Origin of the sequence: Streptomyces sp. NPDC127084, from assembly GCF_042724175.1 — a bacterium.
GTDB lineage: Bacteria > Actinomycetota > Actinomycetes > Streptomycetales > Streptomycetaceae > Streptomyces.
In genome coordinates, this window is the sequence record NZ_JBHXFA010000020.1 from 12,157 (window position 1) to 33,098 (window position 20,942).

A 20,942-nucleotide genomic window follows, 5' to 3' on the forward strand; every position below is an offset into this window, starting at 1 on the left:
GCCGGGGCAGCTCCTCGGGCTGGTGGGAGCCGTGGGGGGGGCGGGGGGGGCGGGGGGGCGCGCCGGGGTGGTCGGGGGCGCCGGGCCGCCCCCGGGCGGGGGGGGGCGCGCCCCCGCCCCCGTGCCGGGTCAGCCCTGGCCGAGCAGCTTCTTCATCTGAGTGATCTCTGCGGTCTGAGAGGTGATGATGGCGCCTGCCATTTTCTTGGCGGGCTCGTAGGTGCCTTCGGCCTGCTCTGTCTTCGCCATGGCCACGGCACCTTCGTGGTGCTTGATCATCATTTCCATGAACGCGGTGTCGAAGGCCTTGCCGGAGGCCTGCTCCAGCTGCTTCATCTCGTCGAGGCTCATCATCCCTTCCATGCCGTGCATGGAGTGGTCCATAGCGCCCTCGGCCGGTACTTCCTCGCCCCAGGACGTCAGCCACCCGGACAGTGTCTTGATCTCCGGGTCCTGGGCTTTCTTGACGTCCGCGGCGAGCTTCTTCACCTCGGCCGACTCGGCACGGGAGGTGGCGAGGTCCGCCATCTCCACAGCCTGCCGGTGGTGCGGGATCATTCCTTTGGCGAACGCGACGTCGGCAGCAGCATGCTGCTCCTGCGCCGCGGAAGAGTCGGCAGACGGGGACGTGGTGCGGCTTTCGTCGCTGGCCGGGCTGTCGCCGTTGCCGCCGCAAGCGGCAAGTACGAGCACGGCCGCGCCAGCGGCGATAGCGGCGCCTGTACGGCGGATGAGGGAACGCTTCGTGCGGATCATGCTGGAGCAACTCCTTGACGCGCACCCCGGGCAGGGCGCGCGGAATTGACGGAAGTAGAGGGCGTGCACAGGCACGGCACCGATCCCGGGAGGGTCCTGGGCAAGGTGGTGCCGTGCGGGCCGCTCTAGATCCGCAGAAGTTGCAGCTTAGAAAGGTCAGGAGGAGCTCGGCCGGTCACGGCCGTCTCGTCGAGGCCGTTCAGCGCAGTGGCGGTCGGCACGGCTCCGACGGCGGCCGGCAGTGCGGGGGGTGCGTACGGCGAACCGATTCCGGCCGCCGCGCACATCGCGTCCGCGTGATCCAGATGATTTCCGCCGTCGGTGTGCGAGCACCCAGGGCTCGCCTCAGGGACAGCCGTCGTGGGGTGGGTCACCATGTCGTGGCCGGAGACGGCTTGCGCCGTAGGCACACCGCCGGGAGCCAGCGCGTGCATGCCCAGCACACCGGCCAGCACCACCATCACCAGCAGCGCGAATACGCGCCCGGCGCGGTGGTCTGTCGACGGCGCGGCAAAGGACACGAGGCCCATGGTACGGGTCCGCCTCAGGGTCTCCATTGCCGTAGCCGGCCGACGAAGGAAGGCGCGACCGAACCAGCACCCTCAACGGGCGGCCTCCGCGAACCGAGGACGACCTCTGTTCGCGGAGGTCGGACGGCCGCCTGACGTGTGCCGCGCTCAAGGGGTACCGGGGACGAGACGGGCCAGGTCAGCCGGTTGGACAGGGGCGGTTCCCGACGCCTCCGGACAGCCGTCACAGCCGGACGGATGACACCGCGGGCTGTCGGCTGTGTCGTCCACCGCACCGCCGGACGACTCGCCCTTTTCCGGGCCTCGTCGCCGGGGCGTCCTATCGGCCTGGATCTGGCCCGCGCGCTGGCGATCTTCGGCATGTTCGCGGCGCATCTGGGACCGGAACCCTGGGTGGCCCGCTGGGCTGGCCGCTGGAGGTGTCGCAGGGGCGGTCCTCCGCCTGTTTGCACTACTGGCCGGGTTCACCTGGTCTGCCTGACTGGCCGACCCGACCCGACCCGACCCGACCCGACCCGACCCGACCCGAGCCGCAGACCGCGCTCGCGGGCTGGGCCGAGTTCTCATCCGCTCTGTCGCGCTCCTCGCTTTCCGTCGAGGGCGGTAGCTGGACCGACACGGTCATCGCCCATGATCTGCTGGCCCGGAACGTCGCTGCCCTTCATCATCGTCGGCATGGGGTAGTCAAGCTCGGCCTCACCTGTCTTGGCCCTGCCCCTAGGTGACGGTGATCGTCGAGAGGCATAGTTGGCCCGGCGGTTTTCAGCGGGTGAGGTCAGCCAGAGTGTTCAGTGCGGTGTCAATCTCGGCTGGAGTGTTGATGACGGCAGTACCGATCCGGGTATAGGTCAAGGTGGACAGCCGCACGCGGTTGGTGGCGGCGTGGTTGACGACTTGCTGATGGGTGTGGCCTGCCACGCTGAAACAGGTGATGCCCGCTGACAGTTCCGGGTCGGCAGGAGTGTGCACGGTGACCCCGGGGATCCGGCTCAGTCCTTGTTTCACCCTGGTCGACAGCTGTGTGATGCGGGTGGCGACGCGTGCTCGGCCCAGCTGCTCATGCAGCGCCACCGCCACCGGTAGGGCGAAGGCATGCTCGAACGCCAGAAAACCGCCGGGCGACAAGGGCGCTGCTCCCTCGCCACTGATGAAGCTCACGAATGTGGGCCGCAGCTGGTCGAGGACGTCCGGCGCCACCCAGACCAGCCCCGTTCCCCTGGGGCCGAACAGCCATTTGTGCGTTCCGGCAACCACCACGTCCGCGCCCAGACCGGCGGCATCCTCGTCGATTGCCGCCAGCCCGTGCACGCCGTCGACGACCAGCAGGCACCGGTCGGCAGGACTGCGTCCTTCATTGGCCCGGCGTACCACGTCGGCCACCGCACGCACCGGCATCCGAAGCCCCGTGCTGGACTGCACCCAGGTGATCCCCACGACTCTGGTGTTTGGGCGCATCGCCTCGCCAACTGCCGCTGCGATGCCGTCCGCTGTCGCGGTGGCCGGATCGGCGAACCAGGAGACCAGCCGCACTGTGTTGCCATGCTTTTCGGCGGCCAACCGGGCGGCGGTGCGATGGGAGATATGGTCGTGCTCCGTCAACAGAAGCTCTTGTCCTGGACGGGTCACGACGCCGTTGTAGACGACACCCAGCCCGATACTCGTGCTCGCCGTCATCGCAATGTCCTCGGCCCGGCCTCCGAGATAAGCCGCGAGCGCCTGGCGTACCCGGGGCCATCCGGTCGGACCGTCGGGCAGCGCCATCCCCGTGGGCACCACAAGAGGATTGGCATCGACCTGTGCACTCAGGTGATCTACCGCATCCCGCACCACCTTCGGATGCGAGGCCAGGTAGAACAATGCGAGGTTCACCCATCCCGGCTCCAGACGAAACTGCGCCCGCAAGGCCTCCCAGTCCACGCGCGCGTCGACTGTAGTGACCGGCCCCTCCCGTGGTGAATTCACCCTTGCCGCGTCGGCGCTGGGTACGAGGGCGACCGCCACCGCTCCTGCAGATCTCGCCAGCAGATCGCGCCGGCTCGTCATCGACATCCAGCACCCCTTTGCACCGCGACCGGCGGAGCGGTGGCGGAATAGCTGTCCGGTGCCCTTGTGGCGGCAAGGTTACGCAAAGTGGCTGTGGGTGCCGAAAGCACCACTACCCAAAAGCGCCTATGCCAAGAAGCGGCACAGCACAGACCACCCGAAGAGACCAGGCAGCTGACCAGGCCATGTCCTGGGTCAAGGGCCGCACCCGCCGCGGCGAGCCGAGGACGATCACCGGCGGAGCAGAACCGGCTGGAGAACGCCTCGGGATGCGGCATGCCCGCAAGGGCACGCCGCAACCCGAGCCGCCGACGGCAGGGCAAGCCATAGGCCAGCGTGGTCCCGCTTGGGCCCGCGAGAACGCTACGAGCTGCCGGATCGGGGGTCAGTGGCTATGGGACGTATGTCCATCCTCTGTCGGCTCGGCGGGTGCCTTGGCAGGGGGGTCCTGCTTGGCGGGAGCCTGGTCCGGCTCTGCGGGGGTCTGGGTCGTGGAGCCGTGGTCGTGACTGTGGCCGTCGGAGCTGATGGTGCCGGCGAGGGCGGTCATGCCCAGCCAGGCGAGGGCCGCGATGACGACGACGAGGGCCGCGAACGGGCTGACGAGGTGACGCCAGCGGCCTTTGGAGTCCTTGGCGACGAACGCGACGTACGACATGAGCAGGCCGATGGGGGTCATCCAGGCGCTGCGCTCGGGGAACTGCTCGAAGTGCTGGATGCCGCCGCCGACCAGGCCGACACCGAAGGACAGCAGCAGGGAGAACGCGACCAGCGAGACTGCCTGGCTCAGCGCCGGACGCTCGTCGGCGAGCACGAACTCATTGACGATGGTGCCGAGGAGGAACACGAAGGCGCCGACTACGCAGATGATCGTGTACAGCGACGGATTGATCGGGTAGTGGACGACTGCGCCGGCGATGAGGGCGGCGCCCATGAAGTAGAGCATCTGGCCGCTGTAGCGAGCCGGGAGTGCCTTCTTGTCGAAGGTGGGGCGGCGATGTTTCGAGGGGGGCGTCTGGTGGCGCTCGGGCTCGAGAACGGTGGTCATGTGGATATGGGCCTTTCAGATCTTGCTGTGTGAGAGCAGGCAGAAGCTGCGCCGACACCAGTGGTGCGGCGTCACGCTGGTGCAGCTCTCAGCAGCGCAGGATCGAAAGCTGGTGTAGGCACGGTGGGTCGCCAGTGCGGCCGATCCAGCGGTGCGTGGGTGCTGCCCATCGGCGGAGCGCGTCGAGGACGCGGTTGGAGCCCCCGCGCATGAGGGCGAACACACGCAGGGCGGCGACGATGCACAGCAGCGCCAGGCATATCTCTCCGGCTCCGCCGTGGTCACAGGGGGACTCGCCGTCCGGGCGGTCCGGTGTTTTGGTGGCGTCTGCGGGGGCAGCATGCTGAGCCTTGTCCCCGGCATCGATGAGCGGCAACGCGGCGGCGTGCCCGCTGTGGGCTTGCAGATGTGACGTCGGGGCGTGCATCGCGAGTACGGCAAGCACCAGCGCGAAGACCGTTGCCAGCAGCAACGCTCCCCCGTGGTGGCCGCGACGGACCTTGCCTGAGATCACGCGTCACGACCATAGGCGGACTTGGTAGCGAGATTGCCAACAGGAGGATTCCCCACCCCCTGATGAGAGGAAGATCACATCAGATGTGGATGCGGCAGGAAGTTCCACGTCTCCTACATCGTCTCCGGCGTCACCCGGCCGATGCACCGGCTCCGCGTCAGACCCGCAGGTGCCTGAGCGAGAGGACCACGCCGGGGGCGAGAGCACGGTTACGTCCCCCCCCCGGCGTGCGATCAGCCGACGTTCATGGTGATGGCTGCGGTGTGGAGCGTGCCGGCAGTCTGGAACTGCAGGAAGAGCCGCCAGTCGCCTGCCTTGGGCAGTTCGGCGTGGAAGGTCAGGCTGGGCCCGCCCCGTCCGCCCAAGACTTCGGTCTCGGGGTGAAGGTGCGCCAAGGCCTGGTCACCGGCGTGGAAGGCCGTCAGGTGGGCGTAGGTGTCGAGGTAGGGCTCCAGGTCGGTGACCGGCTTTCCGTCCTTGGTCACGGTGACGGTGAGTGGACGCGCCATGCCCTCCATGGGCCTAACGGAAACGGTGACGGTGTAGCCGTCGACGGTGGTGGAGGCGGACGCCTTCGGAAGGGCCGTGCTGGATGCGGTGCCGGGAACGGTCGCGCTGGTGCTCAGGACGAAGCCCTCGCCCTTGCCCGGCCCGCTGTCCGGGGTGAAGGACGCGTACATGCGCCAGGTCCCGGGCTGCAGCGCGGTCAGAGGTGCGGTCCAGGTGCCGTCGGAAGCCATGGTGGGGTGGACGTGCTGGAAGCCGGTGAGATCGCTGCGGATGGCGTAGAAGTGCAGCCGCTTCGTCTGCTCGACGCTGAACTCGGTCACTGGCTTGCCGTCAGCGCCGGTGATCGCGAACCGGTAGGCGGTTGCCTTGCCGGCGGGCAGGCTGGGGGAGGTGGAGCTGAGGCGGTAGCCGTTCTTCTCGGCGGCCAGGCCGTCGCCGGACGCCATGTGCTTCATGCCCGCCATGTCGTGGCCCGCCGCGTCCGTGGCCGAAGGAGCGTGAGATGCGTGTGCCTTGGCGCCGTGGTCCATGCCGGGCGTGGAGTCGTCTCCCGAGCCGCCACAGGCAGCGAGAGTCAGAGCGAGCACGCCGGCTGTGCCGACCGCCACGAGGGCTCGACGACGCGAGGAGAGGGGACGAGGGTGTGCAGACATAAGGGTTGGGTCTCTTTCGGGAAACCGCGGCCGCGAAGCGGCGCGGAAGCGAGCAGGACGGCGTGGCCCGATCCCCGTTCGGGGTCGGGCACGGCCTGCTCACGTCCGCGCGATGCACACCTGAAGCAGCAGAGGACGGCCACCCGGCGGCGCCCGCCGGCGAGCAGCGGACAGGCCAGTCGTTCGGCCGGTCAGCACCCACATCGCGGCCGTCCCGACCAACGCGAAGACTGCGAGGGCGGGCAGCAGAACCGGGCCGTGGGCGGGAGTGGACACGCACACCGCGTGATGGGCAGGGGACGGCATATCGGCGCGAACCGCCCGACTGGTGGAGTCACCGGCAAGCGGGGCTGCCGAGGTGCTCATGCTGTGGTCGGGCGCCACCGCCGTGCTTGCCGGGGACGCGGCACTCGCAGCATCGCCGTGGCAGCCTTCAGCGGCTGCCGGGCTGCCGTGCATGAGGAACAGACCGGTGAGCAGCGCACATACCGCCAGCAGCCGGGCTGCTGCCGGGCTGCTGTTTCGGGTGCTGCTTGCTGCCATTGGCCCCTTCTCGCTCACGGAGTCTGTTCTGCGTTCTGTCGTAGCTTCCATCGAGAGTACGGTGAGCGGCCCGGACGCGACTTTCGCCGTACGCCGTCCAGACGGTCCGCTCACCGGCGCATGATGATCAGTGGCCGTCTCCTGCCTCGACTGCGAACCGCTTGCTGAAGTTGTTGCCACCGTCCCGCGACTCGTAGACGCCGGTGTGGGTGGCGGCCAGGATGTGCTGGTCGTCGACCGCAGTGAGCGCCTGCGCCTGGCCGCCCGGCACCGAGCCCGCCTTACGCCATGTGGCGCCGCCGTCGGTGCTGCGGTTGAGCCCGCCCGAGTCGTCCATCCCGTACAGCGCCGTGGGCGTCGCCCATGACAGGAAGGCCATCATGGGCTGCTTTCCCGGGGCGAAGGTTGTTCCGCCGTCGGTGCTCTTGGCAAGTCCGTCGGCGGTGGTGGCGAGCACGGTGTCCGGGTCCTGGGGGCTGACGGCGATGTCCAGGGCTTGGAGGTTGGCCCGGTCAGCCCAGTCCGTTCCGTCCTTGCTGACGCGTAGCAGGGCGTTGGTGCTGTCGTAGCCGTAGATGGTGCCGTGGGCGTAGTCGAGGGCGTGGAAGTCGGCTTCGCCGGCGAGGGAGCGGGTCTTCCACGTCTTGCCGGAATCGGTGCTCTGGATCAAACCGTGGTTGCTGTGGCCGCTGGTGCCGTGGGCAGGGTGTCCGCTGGCCAGGAAGGTGTTCGCCTTGGCGATGGTGAAGCCCATGAAGTCGTCTTGGCTGGTGCCGACCCGCTGGGCTGCCCCGTCCTCTCCCAGGGTGAAGATGCCTTCGTGTGAGGCGACGTAGAGCCGCCTGTCGGCAGGGTCGATGCCCAGCCCGTGCACATGACCATGCACCACAGCGGAGGGTTCCGGGGTGGTGGTGCCGGTTGCGGAGTTGCTATCGGAGTCGTTGGAGCAGGCAGTTAGAGCGAGCCCCAGCGCGAGGATTGCTGTGGCGGCGAGAGGCCGCTTGGGAGTGTTCTTCATATTCCTGGTCCTGCCTGGGATGGTGGCGTACCCGTCGTCGGGCCCGGACGGCAGGGACCGGACTTCCTGCCGCCTTTGCGGTGTGCTGTCAGTGGCTGTGGCCGTCGTCATGTCCCGTGGCGGCTTCACCGCCGCCCCCCTTCGTCGGGGAGGCACTGGGGGCGGGCGCATCTGGCACCGCGGACGTACTGCTCGGTGCCTCCTGCTCGTGCTCCGGTTCTTCGGCGGTGCCGTGGCTGTGGCCGCCGCCTTCCCCAGGCGCGCCCATGGAAGCAGCGACGTGCCGCAGGCCGAAGAACGCGACGGTGGCGGTGATGAGCACGCTCAACCCCACCAGGCTGAAGATCCGCTGCCATGGTGTGTCCGCATCTTTGATGACGTACGCGATGAAGGACACGGTCAGGCCGAGCGGGACGAGGACGGCGCCGCGTTCTGGGAAGTCATCGAAGTGCTGAAGACCGCCGCTGAGCATGCCGATACCGAAGGACAGCATGAGCGAGGCCGCGACCACCACCAGCATGCGCGGCAAACCGGGCCGGTCGCGGGGCAGTACGAATTCGTTGAGGACGGTGGCGGCCAGGAAGACCAGGGCACCGTAGAAGGCGATCCGCGTGTAGCGATCGGGGTCGAGCGGGTGGTGGACCACCGCTCCGCTGATCAGGCCCGCACCGACGAAGTAGCCGACGTAGCCGAGGTAGCGGGCGGACAGGGACATACGGCGGTTCCGGCGGATGCGGGCTCTGCGCAGTGCGGCCCGCCCGCCCGCGTGGGCGGCGTTCGTCGTGGGTGCAGGGCTGTCTGTGAGCTGAAGCGCGGGCAAGGGCATGGCTCCTTGGCGGGTCGGCGGGCGTGGCGGCGCCGTGGCATGGCAAAAGGGGGAAGACAGCGGGACGCCTGCAGGTGCAGGGGAGCGTCACGCGCTGTGCCGACTGCGCTGGGAATGGCAGAAGCAGCCTTCCCGCAACGGTCGCGGGGGACGCCGGAATCTAGATCCGCTGAATGACCGAGTTCGCCGTACTTCGAGGCGGAGGCAGCGCCGACCGGACGCCGGGGAGCGTGGAGATCCCTACCCTGGTCAGAAGGCAGGACGACCGCAGTTCGAGCACAGCCTGAGCAGGAGCCGACAGGCCGGCCCCCTGTTGCGGCTGCCCGGACACGCACTCACCGGCCGGATGGGAGTGCTGTCCGCCTTTGTCATCACCCGACGTGGTCTGAGCGTCCTCCGGCGCCGCGTGGTGGTCTGGCACGAAGTGCGCTGCAGGCCCGGCACTGGTGGTCGTGTGACTCGCGGCGGTTTCGGCGCTCACGCCGTGTGTGTAGAGCAAGCCGCACAACAGGACCATCAGCCACAGCACGCGCAGCGGACCGGCCGAGGGACCGGTACGAAGCTTGCTGGATGGCGTCCAGGCCGTGACCATGCCCCCGAGCCTAGCCGTAGCTCTGCCCTCGGTGTCCTCGGGGCACTGCCGAGGGGACCACATCTGGCCTCCACGCGAGCCTCCTGGTCCCGGTCGCAAGGCTGGGTCTCCGTCGCCTGGAGGCAGAGGAAACAGGCGGTTCAGGGTTTGGCGGCAGGGCCGGAACGCAGGGCGTTGAGGCGGCGCCGGTACTCCTCCTCGTTGATGTCCCCGCGGGCGAGCCGGTCACCGAGAATCTGCTCGGGTGTGGGCGCGACGGGGGTGTGGGTGTGCTCGTGGGCGCTGTTCAGGGCTCGGAAGAGCAGGAAGCCCGCAGTGATAATCAGCGCCCAGAAAAGGATCATGCTGAGCGACATCGCAAACCAGCCCCATCCACTGAGGTCATGGTCGAACCAGAACATCATCGCCACTCACCTGCTTCATCGAGTGCGAGTTCGATCCGATAGAGGCTCTGTCCTTACTTGCATTGTCTCGCTGCGTCGTGCGGTGGGCTGGGGCCGGATGGTTCCTGGCTGGTGACCCGATCAGCCCCCACTGGGTCGGCCACAACGGGTACAGGTGACAGTGCGGGTAGCTGCGGCCCAAACTGGAATCAAAATTTGGAAAGGCAACCCGGGTGCGGGCGGTAAGGGCCGACCTCTCGAAGTCATCGCGTGAGATCGGGCGCAGAGGTGGGAACGGCGGCTGGCGCTTCCCGCGGGAGCCGGAGGCGCTTCAGAGCGAGTGCGTTGATGGCCACAATGATGCTGGAGCCGGACATGGTCAGGGCCGCGATCTCCGGGCGAAGCACGAGTCCGGTCGCGGGTTCGAAGACTCCTGCGGCGATGGGCAGGGCGATGGCGTTGTAACCGATGGCCCAGCCGAGGTTCTGCCGCATTTTGCGCAGGGTGCCCCGGCCGATACGCAGGGCGGTCGGCACGTCGAGAGGGTCGGAGCGCATGAGTACGACGTCAGCGGTCTCGATGGCGACGTCTGTCCCGGCCCCGATGGCGATGCCGAGGTCGGCCTGGGCCAAAGCAGGCGCGTCGTTGACGCCGTCCCCGACCATGGCCACCTTCCGGCCCTCCTGCTGCAGTGCGGCGATCCTGGCCGCCTTGTCGCCGGGAAGGACCTCGGCGATGACCGTGTCGATGCCCAGCTGATGGGCGATCCGCTCGGCCGTGGCCTTGTTGTCACCCGTGAGCATGACGACCTGAACGCCGAGGGCGTGCAGCTCGGACACAGCGGCGGCCGACGTCTCCCGGGGTGCGTCGGCGATGGCGATCAGCGCCGCCGCTCGTCCGTCGACTGCGGCAATGATCACGGTGCGGCCCGTTGCGGCAAGCTCCTCACGCCGGGTGGTGAGAGGGCCGAGTTCGACTCCTTCGCGTAGTGCCAGCCGGCGGTTGCCAACCGCGATGCGGTGGCCTTCTACGACCGCGGTGGCTCCGTGACCGGGGACGTTCTCGAAGTGGCGTGCAGCGGACGGAGGTGACCCCTGAGTCTGCGCATACCGGACGATGGCTTCGGCCAATGGATGTTCGGACTCCCGTTCCACGGCGCCCACCAGGCGCAGCGTCTCGCGCTCGTCCGCTCCCGGCGCGACCACCACTTCGGTCACCTCGGGTTCTCCCTTGGTGAGCGTGCCGGTCTTGTCCATGACGACGGTCTGGATGCCGGCGGATGCCTCCAGGGCGGCCGCGTTCTTGAACAGGACGCCGCGCCGGGCACCCAGACCCGTACCCACCATGATCGCGGTAGGGGTGGCGAGTCCCAGCGCATCGGGGCAGGTGATGACGACGACGGTGATGGCGAACAGCATCGCGGCGCTGAACGGCCGGTCGGTGGCGAGCAGCCACACGGCCAGGGTGAGCGCGCCGCCGAGGAGGGCGACGAGGACCAGCCAGAAGGCGGCCCGGTCGGCCAGTCGCTGGCCCGGCGCCTTGGAGTTCTGCGCCTCCTGGACCAGCTTGACGATCTGAGCGAGTGCCGTGTCGGAGCCGACCCGGGTAGTGCGGACCCGGAGCGTGCCGTTCGCGTTCAGCGTGGCTCCGACCACCGGTGAGCCAGGGGACTTGTGCACCGGCAGGCTCTCGCCGGTTACCGTTGACTCGTCGACTTCGCTCTCTCCCTCCTCCACGACACCGTCTGCGGCGATCTTGGTGCCGGGGCGAACGAGCAGTAGATCCCCGACGGCGACGTCCGAGCTCGGTACATCGACCGGCTCTCCGTCGCGCAAGACCACTGCGCGTGGCGGGGCGAGGTCGAGCAGGGTGCGGATCGCGTCGTTGGCGCCGCCCCGGGCTCGCATCTCGAACCAGTGACCAAGCAGCACGAATGACGCCAGCACCGTGGCGGCCTCGTAGAAGACGTCGCCGCCCCCGCTCAGCGTGATGACCAGGGAGTACAGCCATCCGGCGCCGACCGCGACGGCGACGAGCACCATCATGTCGAGCGTCCGGGCGCGCAGGGCCCGCACTGCACCACTGAAGAAGATCGCGCACGAATAGAAGATCACCGGAAGGCTCAGCAGCAGCGCCCACACGTCCTGCCGTAGCCCGAAGGGCACCGGCGCTTCAAGACCGAAAACCTCCTCCCCGATCGGCGACCAGATCACAATCGGAACGGAGAAGAGCGCAGCCACGAGGAAGCGGTTGCGCATATCGGCGACCATGGCTTCCATCGACGTACCGGCGTGGCCGCCGTGGCCCATCATCTCGTCCGGAGAGCGCAGGTCCTCTGGGGCCGCAGGTGCTTCGACCGGCTGCGGCTCGGTCGGCTGAGGAGCCGCGGGCTCAGCAGTCGCCGCCGGGCCGCCCGTGGGGTGCCCTGGCGGATCGGGCTCGATCATGGGGTCGCAGATATGGGATGGCACTACCTGCCCCGCGCAGTGGTAGCCGCAGTCGGTCACCCATCGCCGCAGCTCGGCCAGCGACGTCCGGCGTGGATCGAAGACGACGGTGGCCGCCTGCGCGACGGGGTTCACCTCGACGTCCAGTACGCCAGGCCGACGACCGAGCACCGATTCGACGGTGCTCTGCTGCGACGCCCAGTTCAGGCCCCGCACATCGAGCACCGCTGTGCTGCGCTCCTTGGGCTCAGCTGCCGACTGGCGTTGACTATGAGCGCCTGGGAAGTCGGACATGGTCACAGCTCCTTACGGCCGCGGCACTGTCAGCCGAGACGCACGCCTATCCGAAGCACCGCGACAGTGGCTCGCCCACAGCACCAGTGTCTCGCGCAGGGCAGGAACCCGCCGGTCAACCCGAGCCCCTCCGCACCCGTGACTGCGGGGCGCTATACCGAGAAGGGGTGATGCAATGCCATGCGTCATGTGTTCGGTTTCCGGGGGAGCGGGGCCGCACACCGTCGGACGGGTACGGAAAGCTAAGTCCTTTGGTGCAGGTGATCCCACCAGGTCGGACCGTCATTCCAGAGCGACCGGATCTCCTGATCATTCGGTTCGTAGGTGTCCGGGTAGATCTGCGTCACGCGCTGTTGTGCTGCTGCTACGACGGCTTGAAGACTTCGATTGAGGCGCGTCAGCAGGGCATGGGCTGTCTCGGCTGTGATGGGATCCAGAAGATCGCGGGTGCGGGCCGTATCCCATCCGGCCATTTTGAAGGCAGACTCAATTAGCATCCGGGCGGATGCGGCAGGGATGTCGAAAGGAACATTCTCCGTGGAAGCTGCACTGATCAACTGGTCTCGAACCTTCCTGGCGTTCTCCCAGCTGAGCCAGATGCCCTCCTTGCGATCTTCCTCGCTTCCTGGCTCCGAGCCTTGGGACAACGGGGGGTAGGCGAGCACGATGGTGGCGGCTGCTTGCCATTCCTGAGCCGTGGCTTGGACGGGCGCTCCGCCGATGAAGCGGGCCTGGAGTTCCTTAACGTGTCGTTCGCGCGAATTCACCTCACGCTGACGTGTCTCACACAGCTTGCACAGCGGGGGGCCGTATCGGCTGGGAGCCCAAGAGCGACTTGTTCGCAGAAGGTCAATGCCGCAGGCAGAGCATGGAACACCAGATGGGCAGGGGCCGATGACTGCAAGCATTTCTTGGAGCGACAAGCCGGCGGCCTCAGCCAACGACTTCGCACTGATGCCGCGTTGCTGCCAGTAGACGTGCCGCAATACCCCGACCAGGTTTGGGTCATGAACGGCCGCTGCCAGGACGCGAAGTTCAGCGACCCGCTCCAGCACTAGCCGTTTCGAGCCCTCCAGCCGCCGTTGAGCCTCCGAGACAGCCAGTTCCGCGTCTGTGAAGTCGCGAATGGTCTCTTCTGCACGAGCCAAGTCTTCACGCTGAATGCCCGCTCCCATGACCAGAGCCTACGCAAGACCGCGCGCCCTGGCTGACGAACGGCGAGGGCTCGTGAAGTGAACTCGGCCCCGTGGTGGGGTGGATCAACACATACTTGGGGCATGGCCGATGAGTCGAGCCCGCGCGAGAACGTTACGTACTCGGTCCCAGTTGGATCGGTTGACCTCCAGGCACGGAGCGACGGCGGTACGCCCTACGAGATCTGGCCCTGCACAGGCTGCCTGCCGTGGCATGCAGAAGTGGTACAAGGCGGCACAGACGTCTTCGTGCTCGAGTGGCACGCGGTGGACTGCCCCCAGTTTGAGGATCTGGTGGACAGACCGGACTGACGTGCTCCATCGCGTTCGATACGGCCCCATGAGGAAACGGCCCGTTGGCGAGGATGGCTAAACTGATCTTCGGCGTGGGGGCGCTGGAGACCTGGATGGTTCACGCATGACGCGCCACTCGCTCCCCGACCCGCTCGCGCCGGTAGGGCTCCGCCGTGACGGGCGCCCGATCTTTCCGATCCTCGGTGCTTCGCCGGAGGACGACTCCAACAAGCCAGAAGGCGACGGCGGTGGCACCGTTACCCAGGAGGACCTGTCGCGGCTGCTGGCCCGAGAGAAGACGCAGGGCGGACGTGCCGCCGTGAAGAAGCTGCTCGGCGATCTCGGCTTCGACAACCCTGAGGCGCTGACTGAGTTCGTCGCCACCAAGCGTGATGCTGAGCAGGCCGCGCTCACGGAGATCGAACGCAGGGAGCAGGCCGCCGAGGAGAAGGCGCGGGCCGCCGAGGCACGCGAGGCGCAGGCTACTGCCAGGGAACGCGCCGCCATCCGACGCGCCGCCCTCGCCGGACTCGGCGCAACCGGAGACGACCTCAGCGACGCGGTCCTCCTCATCGACCGGGCGCTCGATGACCAGCCCGACGCCGACGAAGAAGCGGTCGCTGCGGCTGCTGAGCAGTTGAGGGAGCGGCGGCCCGAACTGTTCGGCCAGACCAGCGGCGCCACACCGCCCGCCCCCGGCGGTTCCCCCGCCGGGGGACCGCCCTCGCGCGGCGGTGTCCCGCCCAAGCCTGGCGCGGCCGGACTGGAGATGGCCCGACGCCGAGGATTCGTCACCGGCTGACCAGGCCCAGCGACGTCATGGCGCACCCATGACCCCACCGGCGGGATAGCCGGACATGGGGACCACGCCCCTCACACCTCCCGTGGACGGCGCCGCCACCAGGCGAGCGCGCGAACCCGATTCGCTTCACGTCCACGGGAGGACGGCTGTGACACTCCAGCCCATCACCACGTCGACGTCGTACACCGCCGACCGGGCCTGGCTCGCGTCGCTGCACGGCACCGACTCCACCGAGACCATCACGCTCGACTTGTCGAAGCTGACCGCGGGCACGCATACCGCCGCTTCGACCGATACCACCCAGCCGTACAGCCGGGTCCTGTCCGGCGTGCCTGTCGGAAAGATCACGGCGAGCGGCCTGTACGGGGCGTTCGACCCGGCGGCGGCCGACGGCCGCCAGAACCTCGCCGGTCACGTCTTCGCCGAGACGCTGTTCGCGCCGACCGCCACGAAGGTACCCGCCGCGCTCCTGTGGCACGGCGTCGTGGTCGCGGCGAAGGTCCCCGGCGGCATCGACACCACCAAGGTCACTCCGTCGGTGACCGGCCCGCAGATCCGGTACGTGTGAAAGGCGACCGACGATGACCATTCAGGACCTGATCAAGAACGTATCCGCCCGCGACCTTACGACCTTCGCTCGCGCCATCCCCTCGCCTGCGGACCACCTGTTCACGAAGGACGGCGGGATCATCCCGACCTTCGAGCAGGACGAGGTGAAGTGGCGAGTCAAGGACAACGGCCGGTACGTCAACGTCGCGAAGTACCGCGCCTTCGACGCGTCCGTGCCGTTCGCATCCCGCGAGGCGTGGCAGACCACCCGCGAGGGCATGCTGCCGCCACTCGGTCAGAAGCTCCTCGTGGGCGAGCAGGAGCAGATCCTGCTGGAAGCGTCCCGGGGCGCCGATGAGGACCGGCTGATCGAGCTGCTGTACGACGACACCGAGCGGCACGTCGAGGCGATCCGCTCCCGAGTCGAGCTGGCCTGGGGTGACGTCCTGGTCGACGGCAAGTTCTCACTCGTCGCGGAGAACGGGCTGACCACGGAGGTCGACTGGGGCGTGCCGGCGGGCAACCTGCCGACCGCTCCCAAGCTGTGGTCGGACCCCACCTCCGACCCGATCAAGGACGAGCTGGCATGGATCCAGTACCTCGATGACCGGGGCGCCCCGTTCCCGGAGCTGGTGGTCACCAGCCGCAAGGCGTTCTCGTTCCTGGCGGCCAACAACGCCTACCGGGCGGCGTACTACGGCTCCGTGAACCCCTCGAACACGCCGACCGCCACGCTCACCCCGCAGCAGATCAACGTCGTCCGTGACAACTACGGCCTGCCCCCGATCACCTTCTACAAGGGGCAGGTGAGGGTCGACGGCGTCCAGACGAAGGTGATTCCCGAGGACCGGTGGATCATGCTGCCGCCGGACCGGACGAAGTGGGGGCAGACCATCTTCGGCGTGACCGCCGAGGGTCTGGCCCTGTCGCGCGGCTCGAACCCGGAGATCACCAAGGAGGACCGTCCGGGCATCATCATCACCCGTGGTGCTCAGGACGACCCCGTGCAGATCTGGACCAAGGGCGCTGCGGTCGGTATGCCCGTGCTCCACACGCCGGACGCTCACATTGTCGCGAAGGTGATCTGATGGGCCGCCGCCTTGCAACAGCCGTGCACGTCCAGCACCCCACGTCACGCGAGTGGGTCGTGCTGGCGCCGGGCGACGAGCCGGACGATGACCTGGCCGCCGAGATCACCAATCCGGACGCGTGGGAGAACGGCGAGTCGGCATCCGATGCGGAGGAGTCCGAGCGGGACGAGCCGGAAGACGACCCGCAGCCCTTCGGCTTCGCTGGCACGCCGCCCCAGCCAGAGGCCGAGGCCGAGCCGAAGACGGAGCCCGCGCAGCCGACGCCGCGGCGGCGCAGGAAGTCCGCCGACGCTGACGCGTAAGCACCCGACATCGTCGCCCGTCCCCACTCCTCACGGGGTGGGGACGGGCGACAGCCACACAGGAGCAGTGATGGACCCGTCTCTCCTCGCCTGGCTGCGGGCGCAGCTCGGCACCGCCACGGACGAACAGGACCTCGCCGACCGCTACGCACGTCTCGGTCGAGCCCGAGCTGTCGCCGCCGAAGTCCTCGCCGAGCGCCGCGCGAAGCTGCTCGCTGAGCCGCTACGCATGACGGTCGACGGCGTGGTCACCATCGACCAGAGCAACAACCTTGCCGGACTCGAACGTCAGATCGCGGGCCTGGCTGAACTCGTCGCCCCGGATGACCCGGCAGCAGGGGAGGCCAGCGTTGACCTGGTCACCGCGCCGCTCCTCCCGTCTTCGCGCACAAGGTAGGCGGCTGTGCCCTACGAGTGGCCGCCGCTGGTGCCTGGTGACCCCGACGTGATCGCGCGCCGTGTCGCCGTCGTACTTGAGGACGCGTGGCAGCGCCTCGAAGCCAAGCAACAGGAGGTGATCGCCAGGTTCGCCGAGAACTCGCGTACGTACTACACGGTGGCGACGCTGGAGGAATTCAAGCAGGCGATCGCCGACTTCCGCCGGCGCGTGGACCAGGAGGCGCGGCAGTTCGTACAGCGGCAGCTTCCTCACCAGTACGAGAAAGGCGGGCGAGCCGCTGCCGAGGCCCTGGGAGCGACCTTCACCTGGACAGCGTTTCACCGTGACGCACTCCAGTCGCTCGCGGCAGACTCCTACGCCGACTTCCTACGGCGCTCCGAAGAGGCTGAGCGGATGGCCAGCCAGTTCTACCGCGCGGCGCGGGAAGCGGCCCGACGCGAAGTGCCGCTGCTGGCCGCAGGCAACATGACCGCGAAGCAGGCCGCGAAGAATCTCGCCGACCGACTCGCCAGTGCGCACAAGCTGGCGTACGTCGTCTACCGGAATGGGGCACGCGTCCCTGTGCGGGTTTGGGCCGAGTCTGCGACTTTGGCGAAGTCGGCTGTCGCCTACAACGCTGGCACCCTCAACCAAACACGGCAGGCCGGTGTCGGCATGGTCGAGGTCTACGACGGGTTCGACTGTGGATGGACGTCTCATCAGGACCCCGACAAAGCCAACCGGACGGTGCGTACCGTCGAGGAGGCGGCGGAGTGGCCGATCTCCCACCCGCGTTGTCGGCGGGGATTTGGGCCGAGGCCGGATGACTCCTTGCAGTAGGGCAGCGGCAGGCCCAGGAGACAGCAGGCATACTCCGTGGCTCCTCCGTCGGACGCGTGTGTCAACGTATGGCGAGGGAGGTGGCCCCCCGCATTACTCCTGCGGGGGACCGCCTTTCTGCCGGCGGGTCAGATATCGACAACGCCCTAGTCGAAGACGCCGGTACGCACGGACTCGATGAAGGTCGAGAATGTCGATGCGGGGAAGGCCAGCGCAGGGCCGTCCTTCTTCTTGGAGTCGCGCACACCGACCAGGCCAGACCTGGCGGCGGCAGCGGACCGCACCGTGGTCTCGACACAGTTGCCGTTGTCCTGCGAGCTGTAGGAGGACTTAGTCCACTCCTCTTCGGGGGCCAGGTCCGTGGAGGCGGGGTAGTGATTGAGATGTGTCATTTCCATAGTTTCTTTTCGAGGGCGTGCAGGAACTGCGGCGTCTGGCTCGGGCCCGGAGCTGACTTGACCATGGCGTCGAACTGACGCTGGTACTGCCCCACGTCCGATGCCTTCGACCACATGGTGGTGGCCTTCGCGCTGTCGCTCTGGACCACAGGATCGAGGTCCACGAACTCCAGTACCGTGAAGTTGAACGCGGCTCGGTAGGTAGGCAAATCCTCGGGAATGATCTGCACCTCGACGTTGTCCAACTCGTTGAGACGTATGATCTCTGCGTACTGCGCCCGCATTACCTCGGGCGACCCGACCAGCGTGCGCAGCGCGTTCTCAGTCAGGATTATGTGCACCTCGGCGCCGCCCGATGCGAAAAGCTCTTTGCGGTCCATCCGCGACCGAACTCCTTGCTCAACGAAGTCCGTGGTGCGCTCCTCGACGATCTTCGCGGACATCCCGAGTGCCGTCGCGTACGACTCCTCTTGGAGGAGCCCGTGCACCACGTTGTTCTCGTACCCCCGTACCTTGATCGCATCGCGCTCCAGGCCGAGATACATGGGCAGACCAGAGGGCAGCACGTTGCGGTAGGTCGTGAAGGGCTCCTTACTCAAGGAGTCCCGCTGCATCTTCAACAGCGCGTCACGGTCGTCGGGGTCCTCAACCTCGTAGTAGTCCATGAGCTTTTCGAGGTCTGCCAGCTTGGGCAGGGGGATGTCGCCTGCTTCGACACGGCTGATCTTGGAACGTGAGAAGCCGAGAGCTGTGGAGACTCCCTCAGCCGTTCGGCCAGGCTCTCTTTCGCGTAGGGCTCGGAGTTCCTTGCCGAGCATGACCCGCAGGTATGTCGGTCCTCGTCGTGCGGCCACCTGTCCCCTCACTTCGGTGTGCTGTTCATCGGATCGAGGCCCCAGTCCGGCCACACAGCGTAGCTGTCTGCCAGCCGGGTGGTTCAGTCCGGAGTTTGGCATGCTCTGCCTCCCGTGCAACAGCTTCTGTCGGCTACTTGGCACTTGCCAATGTGGACGCAGGGGTCAACTCGTGCGTGCACTCCCTTGAATGTTAATTGGGGTGTGCGCAAGGCTAGTTGAGCCGCAGAGGTCGCCTCTTCGAAGGTGTGCCGCGGTGAACCGAGTGCGCGCGATGCGCTGCTGTGCGGCGGGCCGTCATCCCAGTCAGGAGGGTAGCGGGCGCACTCGGTAGAGGGTCCCGAACTGCCGACCGCGACGGGCTCATGACGATGGAAAAGACATTCGAGCGAACTAACGGCTCGTGCACTTTCCCCACCGCGGAGGAGTTCTGATGCGGACCCGGACACAGCAGCGAACAAGCTGGCGGCGGGCGGTGGACGCGAACGAGGAGACGTGCGTGATGCTCGGCGGAACGCTGTTCGACGTGGTGATGACCGGCGGCGAGGACGTCGGTCCGGCCATGGTCGCTGCGGTGGACGCCGCACTTCCGCCAGGGTGCGGACCTGTGATCGCTGATCCGTCCGGGCCGTGGTTGTACTGGCTCGTCAAGCCGGGCACCGCCCGCGTCTGGGCAGGTCATCAGTACGGACTGTGCCTGAGCGCCCCCATGGCCGTCCGGCTTCCCCCGCTCACGCATTTCGTACCCACCGCAGAAGGCGGTTGCTACTGGCTGCACTCACCGGTCGGCCTCCGGCTGACCGACCCGGTAGCTCTGCGTTCCGCTCTGAATGCCTACAAGCCTGGGCCGTGTCCCTACGAGGCGTTGGCCGAGGTGATGTTCGGCCGTGACGCGCTCGTGAAGGTCGCGGCTCTTCCAGCACTGGAGGATGAAGATGATATTTGAGGGACGGGTGGAAGCGCCGCCTGCTGTGCTTCCCGAAGCCCGGCCGAGCCTGCCGCTGCGAACCCCGCGTCATGCGTGGCGGACACGTTCGGCAGCCCACACGGCAGCCCCGCTCACCACGGACCTGTTCCTGGTCCCGCCGGGAGGTTCCAGCGACCTTGGCGCCCGGCGCGTGCGGGTCCTGGACACGCAGTGACCGGAAAGCGGTCGCGCCCTTCGAAGAGTCGCTTACGGCGCCTTGCCGGTCGCCTGCGCCGGAACCCCGGTGCGGCCCTGATGTCGGTCGCGATTTCACTCCCGGCGCTGTACGTCGTCGGTTCCCTGGTGTGGGCCATGGTCGTCCGCGGTCCCTAGTCCCCGAGATGTGGCTCCCCGGCCAGCGGTGACGACTGCTACCTGCCGCTGGGGCGCCCGCAAGACGGCTGTGGCCGCCGTGTCGGCGCGGCGGCGACAGTCCCTACCGGGACCTCTTCCTCCCCGGCGGGGAGGCGGTGCCGCCACGCGCACCAGTGACGGCGAAGGCCCCGGCTCGATCCGAATCCAAGGCAGGCAGCACCTCAAGCCCGCCGCACTTGAGAGGAGCGCAAGTGGACAGCACTTTCGCGCGTGTGAACGACGGCGCGCCTTCGCAGTTCGACCTGGACGTTCGCATCATCGACGCCAGCCCTCAGGCCAACGTCAGCGCCGCCTCCGACGGAGGCTGCGGCGCCACGTCCACCGACTCGTGCACCGGCTGACCGCACCCCAGACCGCCGGTCGAAAAGCTCGGTCACCGCTGTCGAGCATTCCGTGCCGGTACGCCCATGCCCCGTAGGGGTGTCGGCGATCGCACCATCTCATCGGAAAACCCAATCCAAGGAGTGAAAGTGGACAGCGATCTCACGAACGTGAACCCGCAGGCGACGTCGCAGTTCGACTTGGACGTCACCGTGCTGGAGCTCGCCGACACGGCCAGCCTGGTCAACCTCACGGACGACAACTGCGGCAGCACCTGCGGTGCGTGCAACAGCACCGTCGCCTGACGTCCCGGCACTGCCAGGACGGTGGCCCGGGCCCGGGGCTCCCCGGGCGCGGCCCCCCCCGCACAAGCCCCCCCCCCCCGGGGGTGCCCCAGCCCCGCGGGGGGTGGCGGGGGCG

23 protein-coding genes are annotated in these 20,942 nt (G+C 67.9%); 9 read left to right on the forward strand and 14 right to left on the reverse strand.

The features are described from left to right. Positions 1–129: 129 nt before the first annotated feature. The 12 genes from ACFWI9_RS07460 to ACFWI9_RS07515 all read right to left on the reverse strand — a co-directional run bounded on the left by ACFWI9_RS07460 (position 130) and on the right by ACFWI9_RS07515 (position 13,332). The gene (locus ACFWI9_RS07460; protein ID WP_387159595.1) at positions 130–756 is read right to left on the reverse strand and encodes a DUF305 domain-containing protein; all 627 of its coding nucleotides are present in this window, start codon (positions 754–756) and stop codon (positions 130–132) included. A 125-nt stretch (positions 757–881) separates the two neighbouring features. Continuing rightward, complete coding sequence (locus ACFWI9_RS07465) at positions 882–1,286, reverse strand: DUF6153 family protein (protein WP_387159597.1); 405 nt, start codon at positions 1,284–1,286, stop codon at positions 882–884. Positions 1,287–2,048: 762 nt separating this feature from the next. Continuing rightward, complete coding sequence (locus ACFWI9_RS07470) at positions 2,049–3,335, reverse strand: aminotransferase class V-fold PLP-dependent enzyme (RefSeq protein ID WP_387159599.1); 1,287 nt, start codon at positions 3,333–3,335, stop codon at positions 2,049–2,051. A gap of 379 nt (positions 3,336–3,714) precedes the next feature. Next, on the reverse strand, positions 3,715–4,377 hold the full coding sequence (locus ACFWI9_RS07475) for a hypothetical protein (protein WP_387159600.1): 663 nt from the start codon (positions 4,375–4,377) through the stop codon (positions 3,715–3,717). 88 nt (positions 4,378–4,465) lie between these two features. Then, entirely contained in the window at positions 4,466–4,891 is a 426-nt protein-coding gene (locus ACFWI9_RS07480) for a hypothetical protein (protein ID WP_387159602.1), read from the reverse strand. Between the two features lie 233 nt (positions 4,892–5,124). Further along, positions 5,125–6,054, reverse strand: a complete 930-nt coding sequence (locus tag ACFWI9_RS07485) for a hypothetical protein (RefSeq protein WP_387159604.1) — start codon at positions 6,052–6,054, stop codon at positions 5,125–5,127. 99 nt (positions 6,055–6,153) lie between these two features. Beyond that, the gene (locus ACFWI9_RS07490) at positions 6,154–6,597 is read right to left on the reverse strand and encodes a hypothetical protein (RefSeq protein WP_387159606.1); all 444 of its coding nucleotides are present in this window, start codon (positions 6,595–6,597) and stop codon (positions 6,154–6,156) included. Between the two features lie 127 nt (positions 6,598–6,724). Then, a complete protein-coding gene (locus ACFWI9_RS07495; protein WP_387159608.1) occupies positions 6,725–7,615 on the reverse strand; it encodes a F510_1955 family glycosylhydrolase in 891 nt (296 codons plus the stop codon). Positions 7,616–7,703: 88 nt separating this feature from the next. Continuing rightward, positions 7,704–8,435, reverse strand: coding sequence for a hypothetical protein (locus tag ACFWI9_RS07500; protein WP_387159610.1), 732 nt, complete (start codon positions 8,433–8,435; stop codon positions 7,704–7,706). A 738-nt stretch (positions 8,436–9,173) separates the two neighbouring features. Next, the gene (locus ACFWI9_RS07505) at positions 9,174–9,389 is read right to left on the reverse strand and encodes an SHOCT domain-containing protein (RefSeq protein ID WP_387159611.1); all 216 of its coding nucleotides are present in this window, start codon (positions 9,387–9,389) and stop codon (positions 9,174–9,176) included. Positions 9,390–9,679: 290 nt separating this feature from the next. Next, positions 9,680–12,157 carry a heavy metal translocating P-type ATPase gene (locus ACFWI9_RS07510; protein WP_387159613.1) on the reverse strand — a complete coding sequence of 826 codons (2,478 nt, stop codon included), beginning with the start codon at positions 12,155–12,157 and terminating at the stop codon, positions 9,680–9,682. Between the two features lie 242 nt (positions 12,158–12,399). Further along, positions 12,400–13,332 carry a hypothetical protein gene (locus tag ACFWI9_RS07515; RefSeq protein WP_387159615.1) on the reverse strand — a complete coding sequence of 311 codons (933 nt, stop codon included), beginning with the start codon at positions 13,330–13,332 and terminating at the stop codon, positions 12,400–12,402. Positions 13,333–13,768: 436 nt separating this feature from the next. Between ACFWI9_RS07515 and ACFWI9_RS07520 the strand changes: the two genes are divergently transcribed. The 6 genes from ACFWI9_RS07520 to ACFWI9_RS07545 all read left to right on the forward strand — a co-directional run bounded on the left by ACFWI9_RS07520 (position 13,769) and on the right by ACFWI9_RS07545 (position 17,607). Further along, positions 13,769–14,446, forward strand: coding sequence for a hypothetical protein (locus tag ACFWI9_RS07520; RefSeq protein WP_387159616.1), 678 nt, complete (start codon positions 13,769–13,771; stop codon positions 14,444–14,446). Between the two features lie 148 nt (positions 14,447–14,594). After that, the gene (locus ACFWI9_RS07525) at positions 14,595–15,014 is read left to right on the forward strand and encodes a head decoration protein (protein ID WP_387159617.1); all 420 of its coding nucleotides are present in this window, start codon (positions 14,595–14,597) and stop codon (positions 15,012–15,014) included. Positions 15,015–15,027: 13 nt separating this feature from the next. Next, the gene (locus ACFWI9_RS07530; RefSeq protein ID WP_387159619.1) at positions 15,028–16,083 is read left to right on the forward strand and encodes a major capsid protein; all 1,056 of its coding nucleotides are present in this window, start codon (positions 15,028–15,030) and stop codon (positions 16,081–16,083) included. Then, entirely contained in the window at positions 16,083–16,388 is a 306-nt protein-coding gene (locus tag ACFWI9_RS07535) for a hypothetical protein (protein ID WP_387159621.1), read from the forward strand. Before ACFWI9_RS07530 ends, ACFWI9_RS07535 begins: the two co-directional genes overlap by 1 nt. Positions 16,389–16,458: 70 nt before the next feature. Further along, on the forward strand, positions 16,459–16,785 hold the full coding sequence (locus ACFWI9_RS07540) for a hypothetical protein (protein WP_387159623.1): 327 nt from the start codon (positions 16,459–16,461) through the stop codon (positions 16,783–16,785). A gap of 6 nt (positions 16,786–16,791) precedes the next feature. Continuing rightward, the gene (locus tag ACFWI9_RS07545) at positions 16,792–17,607 is read left to right on the forward strand and encodes a hypothetical protein (protein WP_387159624.1); all 816 of its coding nucleotides are present in this window, start codon (positions 16,792–16,794) and stop codon (positions 17,605–17,607) included. Positions 17,608–17,753: 146 nt separating this feature from the next. Here ACFWI9_RS07545 and ACFWI9_RS07550 read toward each other — a convergent pair whose 3' ends face one another. Beyond that, positions 17,754–17,999 carry a DUF397 domain-containing protein gene (locus ACFWI9_RS07550; RefSeq protein WP_387159626.1) on the reverse strand — a complete coding sequence of 82 codons (246 nt, stop codon included), beginning with the start codon at positions 17,997–17,999 and terminating at the stop codon, positions 17,754–17,756. Then, entirely contained in the window at positions 17,996–18,823 is an 828-nt protein-coding gene (locus ACFWI9_RS07555) for a helix-turn-helix domain-containing protein (protein WP_387159628.1), read from the reverse strand. The genes ACFWI9_RS07550 and ACFWI9_RS07555 overlap by 4 nt, the downstream gene beginning before the upstream one ends. A gap of 511 nt (positions 18,824–19,334) precedes the next feature. Between ACFWI9_RS07555 and ACFWI9_RS07560 the strand changes: the two genes are divergently transcribed. The 3 genes from ACFWI9_RS07560 to ACFWI9_RS07570 all read left to right on the forward strand — a co-directional run bounded on the left by ACFWI9_RS07560 (position 19,335) and on the right by ACFWI9_RS07570 (position 20,827). Beyond that, complete coding sequence (locus ACFWI9_RS07560; RefSeq protein ID WP_387159629.1) at positions 19,335–19,805, forward strand: hypothetical protein; 471 nt, start codon at positions 19,335–19,337, stop codon at positions 19,803–19,805. Positions 19,806–20,392: 587 nt separating this feature from the next. Continuing rightward, positions 20,393–20,542 carry an FxLD family lanthipeptide gene (gene fxlA / locus ACFWI9_RS07565; RefSeq protein ID WP_387159631.1) on the forward strand — a complete coding sequence of 50 codons (150 nt, stop codon included), beginning with the start codon at positions 20,393–20,395 and terminating at the stop codon, positions 20,540–20,542. 129 nt (positions 20,543–20,671) lie between these two features. Beyond that, entirely contained in the window at positions 20,672–20,827 is a 156-nt protein-coding gene (locus tag ACFWI9_RS07570) for an FxLD family lanthipeptide (RefSeq protein WP_387159633.1), read from the forward strand. The last annotated feature ends 115 nt before the right edge of the window (positions 20,828–20,942 follow it).